The organism is Streptomyces boncukensis, assembly GCF_011045075.1.
In the GTDB taxonomy this organism is placed as follows: domain Bacteria; phylum Actinomycetota; class Actinomycetes; order Streptomycetales; family Streptomycetaceae; genus Streptomyces; species Streptomyces boncukensis.
Genome location: NZ_JAAKZZ010000573.1, coordinates 1 through 4,269 on the forward strand (window position 1 = coordinate 1; position 4,269 = coordinate 4,269).

Below are 4,269 nucleotides of genomic sequence, written 5' to 3' on the forward strand. Positions count from 1 at the left end.
GCCCTCGGCCTTGACGCGGGCCTCGAAGGCGTTGCCGCGCACGAACGCGAACTGCGACTGGCCGAACGGCGCGGGTGCGCCCAGGGCCTCGGCGAGGGCGCCCTTGTCCACCCCCGCGCCGTCCAGGAGGGCGCGGCGGCGGCAGCCCGGGTTCGCGGCGAGCGCCGCGAGCGCGCGGGCGTCGAGCGGGCGGGGCGGCACCTCGGGGCCGCCCCGCAGCTCAGCGAGGCGCTGATGCGTTGGTGTCACCGGCCGGGGCTGTGCCGCGGCGCTGGCCGGGGAGGCGCCGTCGCTCGCCTGGTGCGGAAGCTGGGGCATCGACTGGGGCATCGGCTGGCTCATCGGCTGACTCATCGGCTGGGGCCTCGGAGGGGATGGCGGTACCTGGCGCAGTCTGGCATCCGCCGGTGACATCCGGGGCCGGAGGGGAGCCGTTGGCCCGCTGTGTCCCTGTCCCTTCTGCCCCGCCGCCGTCCGGTCCGGCTATGTCCCCCGGTTCATCCGCGTGTGTCGCCCGGGTGAACGTCGCCCGCCCGCCCGTGCCGCGCCGGATCCGCCGCGCCGAGGCGTCGCGGATCCGGTCCGCCAGGCGCAGCAGCGGACGGGCGAGCAGCCAGCCGACGCCCATCACGGCGGCGCCGGCCACCGCGTCCAGCAGATAGTGGTTGGCGGTGCCCATGACGGAGACGGTGATGACCGCCGGGTACGCCGCGGCCAGCGCCCGGCACCACACCGTGCGCGGCCCCCAGAGCCAGACCACCACCGCGCACCACAGCGCCCACCCCACGTGCAGGCTGGGCATCGCGGCGAACTGGTTGGTGAAGCCGCCGAGCCCGCGCGGGGCGCTGGCGTCGCCGCCCCACCAGCCGTACCGGCTGAAGTGCTCCATGGCGTCGGTGAAGCCGTGCCCGGGATCCAGCAGCCGGGGCGGGCAGGTGGGCATGAGCGTGAAGCCGGCCAGGCCGATCAGCGTGGAGCCGGTGAGCCAGGTGCGTGCGAAGCGGTACTGGGCGGGGCGTCGGCGGAAGAGCCAGATCAGCACGGCGGGGGTGACGAGATAGTGCAGGGAGGCGTAGGCGAAGTCGGCCGGAACCCCGAGCCAGGCGTGCGCCACGAAGGCGTGGTTCAGCGGCGTCTCCGCGTCGATGTTGAGGCGTCGCTCCAGGCGGAGTATGTCCAGGCCGTTGGCGACGGCGGTGGACTCGTTCCCGCGCGCGAGCAGCCGTCCGGCGGAGTAGAGGGCGTACACCACGATGACCAGTGGCAGCTCGGTCCACCACCGAAGTCGGCGGTCCGTCGGCATCTTGAGCGTCCCTCCCCAGGCTCCTGTAACCCGGCAGCTCGTGGCCCACTGTGGGGACGTGGTGGACGGCGAGTAACCGTACGGCGTATGCGGCGCAAACAGCATAGGCAGCGGGGACAGACGCGTAACGGGCCCCCTCGGTTGCCTCACCCTCCGTCGGGTGACAATGGTCGGTAGTGACGTACTGTCCCCTTCGAGAGGTTTCCATGGCTCCGCGCATCCTGCTGGTCCGGCACGGTCAGACCGAGTGGTCCGTGACAGGGCAGCACACCGGCAGGACCGACGTCCCGCTGCTGGACGAGGGCCGCAGGACGGCCAAGCTGCTCGGCGAACGGCTGCACCGCGCGCCGTGGAGCGGACTGCCGGATGCCCAGGTGTGCACCAGCCCGCTCTCCCGCGCCGCCGAGACCTGCGAGCTGGCCGGCTTCGGCGGCGCGCGGACCTGGGACGCGCTGATGGAGTGGGACTACGGCGCGTACGAGGGGCTGACGTCGGAGCAGATCAGGGAGCGGGCCGGGGACGACTGGTTCATCTGGCGGGACGGCGTCCAGGGCGGTGAGTCGCTGACGCAGCTCGCCGAGCGGGCCGACGAGGTCGTCGCGTGGGCGCGCTCGGCCGACCGGGACGTCCTGCTCTTCGCGCACGGCCACATCCTACGGGTGCTGGGCGCGCGCTGGCTGGGATACGAACCCGCGTTCGCCGCGCGGCTGCGCCTGGACCCGGCCTCGCTGTCGATCCTCGGCTGGGCGTACGACAGCCCCGCCGTCGAGCGCTGGAACGACACCGGCCACCTGGACTGACCGGGGGCTACGCCGTGGCCGTCGCGGCGTGCCGGGCGAGGAAGTCCGCGACCGGCGGCTCCCGGCGGTAGGGGCGCAGCCGTCCGGCCGCGGTGTCCAGCATGGTGGTGATCCGTGTGGACTGCACGGGGCCCAGGAAGTCCAGCGCGCGCCCCCCGGCGGCGGCCGCCGCCTCCGCATGCCCCTGCGCCGCCAGGTCCCCCGCCAGCTCGGCGGTGAACAGCGCCCGGTTGCGGGTGAAGTGGGGGTCCTGGAGGTCCACGGCGCGCTGGGCGTGGTCCGTCGCCCGCCGCCAGTCGCCCAGCGCCGACCAGCACTGCGCCTCCAGCCCCTCCAGCTCCGCCTCCCCGAAGAACGTCATCCACTCCGGGTCGGCGTCCGTGCTGCCCCGCGCGAACAGCCGCTGGGCCCGGCCGAGCGCCTGCTGGCAGGCCGGGCGGTCCCCGAGCCCGGCCCAGCCGCCCGCCTCGCGCAGCGTCAGCAGCGAGAGCAGATGGTGCGAGCCGAGCCGCCGGGCGGCCCGCTGCCCGGCCTGTGCGGCGCGTACGGCCTCGCGGGGGCGGCCCGCGTCCCGGGCCAGGAAGGCGGAGTTGCAGAAGGCGTGCGCCTCCAGCGCGGCGTCGCCGGCCACCCGCGCGGTGGCGAGCGCCTCGGCGTAGTGCGAGCGCGCGTCGTGGTAGCGGGCGGAGTCGTGGGCCAGCCAGCCGACGGAGATGGCGAGTTCCCCGGCCCCCGAGTGCAGCCGGTCGGCGATGGACTGGCGGCGGGAGCCGACGTCGAGCAGGTCGTACGCGGCGCGCAGCGCCTCGCCCGCGCGCCGGTAGAGCCCGTCCGCGCCGTGCCGGTCGTCCAGCACCCGGATGCGGCGTACGGCCCGCTCGACGGTGCGGGCATCGGCCTCCGATGCGCCGTTCCCGGCCTGCCGCGCGGCGGGGACGGGCGCGGCCGCGTGTGCGGGGGCCGCCGTCAGGGCGCCGCCGAGCGAGGCGGCCGCCAGGGCGGCCGGGCCGCCGGTCATGAACGCGCGACGGAGCACGTCGCTCTCCTCGTGGTGGTTCTCGGTGTCGGTGGAACAGCGCTGGCCGGGGTGGCTGGAGTGGCTGCGGTGACTGGAGGGGCTGGCATTGCTGTTGTGGTCCGCGGGGCCGGCGGGCTCCGGGCAGCCGGGGAGGCCGGGCTCCCCGGGGCTGTCGAACTCCTCGGTGGCGCTGGGACGGTCCGGTGGCGGCAGCGGTTCCGTACGGCGCGTCGGATACTCAGGGAGCGCCCCGCTCGCCGCGTGCGCCCCGCGAATGCGCGCCGAGCGACCACGGACGGTCTCGCGGGGGGCGAAGCCCATGTCGGCGAGCGAGTAGCCGGGGAACATATGCAGGAACACCCGCTCGTAGGCGTAGTTGGGACACCGGATCTCGCCCGCCTCCACGCGGCCGATGTACCGCGCGTCGCAGGAGACCTGCTCCCCGATCTCCCGCGCCGACCGGCGTACGGCGGCGGCGAACTCGCCCGGCGAGAGCAGCCCCCGCAGGGCACGGAACGCGGAGTTGGGACGGTGGTGCGGTCCTGGTGACGTTGAGGGTGACGACGCCATGCCGGAAACGTACCGGCTGGGACACGGCCACCACCGCGGGTTTGGCTACAAAACGGATATCCCATCCAGCTTCTGCCATGAACCGCCATCCAACGCACTGTGTCGCTGCCGTAGCCCCTTGACAGGTACAGGCGTTGGATCGGGTACAGCGACACCGCGGAGGAGGGGTCCCCCTTGTTGGACACCGGCGTAGGAATCGGCACCGGCAGTACCGCCAGCGGCTTCCAGGCAGCGGCTCAGCCCGCCCCGTCCACCCTGCCCACTCCCTACGACCTGGTCACCGTGCCCGCGCGGCAGGGCCTGGAGGCCGTCGACATCCTCCGGCTGCGGGACGGCGTCGGGCCGGTGCTGCACGACGGTGCCGGGGACAGCGTGGGCTTCCTGGTGCCACCGGGCACGGCGGCGGGCTGGGACCTGCCGGGGAGCGCGTGCACCCAGACCTGCCCGCGCGCCTCCCGCACCGCCCTCCCCGAGCCGCCGGTGGCGGGCTCGGGGTGGCTGGTGCCCCCGGAGGGGGCCTACACCCGGGCCACCGAGCCCGCCGAGCTGCGGGCCGCGCTCGGTGAGGCGGCCCGCAC

General features: G+C 74.9%; 4 protein-coding genes and 1 pseudogene. 2 read left to right on the plus strand and 3 right to left on the minus strand.

The window, feature by feature from the left end; translation table 11 throughout:
- A pseudogene (locus G5C65_RS32205) lies at nt 1-318 on the minus strand (hypothetical protein); the annotation flags it as partial.
- Complete coding sequence (locus G5C65_RS32210) at nt 221-1,303, minus strand: phosphatase PAP2 family protein (RefSeq protein ID WP_165302584.1); 1,083 nt, start codon at nt 1,301-1,303, stop codon at nt 221-223. The pseudogene G5C65_RS32205 and the gene G5C65_RS32210, both read right to left, overlap by 98 nt.
- A 206-nt stretch (nt 1,304-1,509) precedes the next feature.
- Between G5C65_RS32210 and G5C65_RS32215 the strand changes: the two genes are divergently transcribed.
- Nucleotides 1,510-2,103, plus strand: a complete 594-nt coding sequence (locus G5C65_RS32215) for a histidine phosphatase family protein (protein WP_165302585.1) — start codon at nt 1,510-1,512, stop codon at nt 2,101-2,103.
- 7 nt (nt 2,104-2,110) lie between these two features.
- Here the strand turns inward: G5C65_RS32215 and G5C65_RS32220 are convergent, their stop codons facing one another.
- Nucleotides 2,111-3,691, minus strand: a complete 1,581-nt coding sequence (locus G5C65_RS32220; RefSeq protein WP_165302586.1) for an NsdA family TPR-like regulatory protein — start codon at nt 3,689-3,691, stop codon at nt 2,111-2,113.
- Nucleotides 3,692-3,865: 174 nt separating this feature from the next.
- Between G5C65_RS32220 and G5C65_RS32225 the strand changes: the two genes are divergently transcribed.
- On the plus strand, nt 3,866-4,269 hold a 404-nt coding region (locus G5C65_RS32225), incomplete at its 3' end, for a hypothetical protein (RefSeq protein WP_206442510.1).

What these genes read in the sequence shown, in the direction of transcription:
- G5C65_RS32210 (WP_165302584.1), bottom strand. Translation starts at nt 1,303, where the DNA reads ATGCCGACGGACCGCCGACTTCGGTGGTGGACCGAGCTGCCACTGGTC.
- G5C65_RS32215 (WP_165302585.1), top strand. Translation starts at nt 1,510, where the DNA reads ATGGCTCCGCGCATCCTGCTGGTCCGGCACGGTCAGACCGAGTGGTCC.
- G5C65_RS32220 (WP_165302586.1), bottom strand. Translation starts at nt 3,691, where the DNA reads ATGGCGTCGTCACCCTCAACGTCACCAGGACCGCACCACCGTCCCAAC.